This is a genomic window from Dietzia sp. B44 (genome assembly GCF_014145245.1).
GTDB classification, from domain to species: domain Bacteria; phylum Actinomycetota; class Actinomycetes; order Mycobacteriales; family Mycobacteriaceae; genus Dietzia; species Dietzia natronolimnaea.
Map to the genome: position 1 here is coordinate 1 of NZ_JAALEF010000254.1, position 1,671 is coordinate 1,671.

2 protein-coding genes and 1 pseudogene are annotated in these 1,671 nt (G+C 71.4%); 1 reads left to right on the forward strand and 2 read right to left on the reverse strand.

Annotated elements, in window-relative coordinates; all coding sequences use genetic code 11:
* Positions 1–80: 80 nt before the first annotated feature.
* Both G6017_RS09135 and sigE read right to left on the reverse strand, forming a co-directional pair.
* Positions 81–500 carry an anti-sigma factor family protein gene (locus G6017_RS09135; protein WP_179525587.1) on the reverse strand — a complete coding sequence of 140 codons (420 nt, stop codon included), beginning with the start codon at positions 498–500 and terminating at the stop codon, positions 81–83.
* Positions 501–602: 102 nt separating this feature from the next.
* The gene (gene sigE, locus G6017_RS09140; RefSeq protein ID WP_179525588.1) at positions 603–1,226 is read right to left on the reverse strand and encodes an RNA polymerase sigma factor SigE; all 624 of its coding nucleotides are present in this window, start codon (positions 1,224–1,226) and stop codon (positions 603–605) included.
* A gap of 206 nt (positions 1,227–1,432) precedes the next feature.
* Between sigE and G6017_RS09145 the strand changes: the two are divergent.
* Positions 1,433–1,671 (forward strand): annotated as a pseudogene (locus G6017_RS09145) (hypothetical protein); the annotation flags it as partial.

Consider the following 1,671-nt stretch of genomic DNA (forward strand, 5'->3'; position numbering starts at 1 on the left):
GCTCGCGAAGCGGTCGGTCGGGGTCGACGTCCCGTTCCGCCGGTCCGCGCACACCAGTCTCGTCCTCCACGCGCCCCAGCCTAACGGCCGGACGAACGCAGGCGGCGCAGGAGCCTCGACCACCTGCTCCCGGGCGGGGGCACCGGGGCGCCTGTGGGTTCCCGGGTCGGCTCCTCCCCGAGGAGGCGGAGGCGCTCCCGCAGATCACCGGGCATGTGGATCGGCCCGGATCCACGGAGAGCGCGACGTGCGTCCTGTTGTTCGGCCACCTCGCGTCGACACTGCGGGCACAGAGCGAGGTGGGCGTCCGCGCGGACCTGTCCCGCGGGCGGGAGGCAGCCGTCCACGTACGCTGCCGCCGCCTCGGTGGAGAGGTGGTCGGTGGAGAGGAAGTGCGGTTCGGATCGAGGGGGTGGCGTACTCCCGGCGACCTCACGGACCGAGTCCCGCGACAACCGGTACTCGGGAGTGGACCCGCGTCCTGACTGGTGTCGGTCCACCCTCGCGCCTCCTCGTCCGTCTGCCCTCGGGGCCGGGCTCTGACCGCCCGGGATGATCAACGCACGGGATACTCCGGTGGTTCCCGGGAGCTCCCGGGGGGATCAGTCGACGCTCTGGTGGACCCCGGTCACACCGGCCGCCTCGAGCTCGGCACGCAACGCGGAACGACCCCGGTGGATGCGGCTGCGGACCGTCCCCATCTTGACCCCGAGGATCCGGCCGACCTCCTCGTAGCTGAGGTCCTCGATGTCGCACAGCACCACCGCCGCGCGGAACTCCGGGGAGAGGTTGGCCAGGGCGGTCTGCAGGACCGGGTCGAAGGTCTCCTCCGACAGGACCTGCTCCGGACTGCGCTCACGACCCGGCACCCGCTCGGCGTCCTCCGGGAGCGCCTCGAAGCGGATGCGAGACCGACGCCGCGCCATGTCGAGGAAGAGGTTGGTGACGATCCGGTGCATCCATCCCTCGAAGGTGCCCGGCTTGTACTTGTCCAGGGACCTGAACACCCGGATGAACGCCTCCTGGGTGATGTCCTCCGCGTCGTGGGCGTTGCCGCAGAGCCGGAATGCGAGCCGGTAGACCCTGTCCCCGTGCTGGGCGACGAGCTGGGACCAGGAGGGCATGTCGGCGGCGTCACCACTCGCGTCGAAGCGGGCGGTACCGACCGCCTCGTCGTGGTCACCGCCGGGAGCGATCGCCGTCTCGTGCACCGTCTGCGAGTACATGCGCTGCCGCCGCCTTCCGGCGCGGGCTCCTCGCAAGTCGTCCGCGCGGTGTTCCGTCGCCCCCTCGTGGAACGACGTGTGCCCACTCTCTCTCATCGGGCTGTCCTCACGGTATACCCGTACTGAGATCCCCCTGAGAGTCTCATACCGATCCGATCACCGCGCGTTGGACACGTCGTCCGCGTGCGCGGCGATACGCTGCTCGGGTGTCCGATTCGACTGACGTCCCCGCCTCCGACCGTTCCCGGCTCGCCGACCTCGCGCGCCGCAGCTCCGATCTGGTCGACGACTCGCTCTACGCCCCCGCCCGTGCGGACGCGGCCGAACTGGGTGCCGCCTCTCCGGGCGCGCTGACCGCCGAGGTGATCCGGCTGGTCGCCCGACTGACCGGAGCCCGCACCGCGGTGTGCATCTCGCCCGCTCCCGGCGTGCCCGCCCTGGCGAT

Excerpts from the sequence above, each read along its gene's own strand:
- sigE (WP_179525588.1), bottom strand. The coding sequence starts at position 1,226 with ATGTACTCGCAGACGGTGCACGAGACGGCGATCGCTCCCGGCGGTGAC.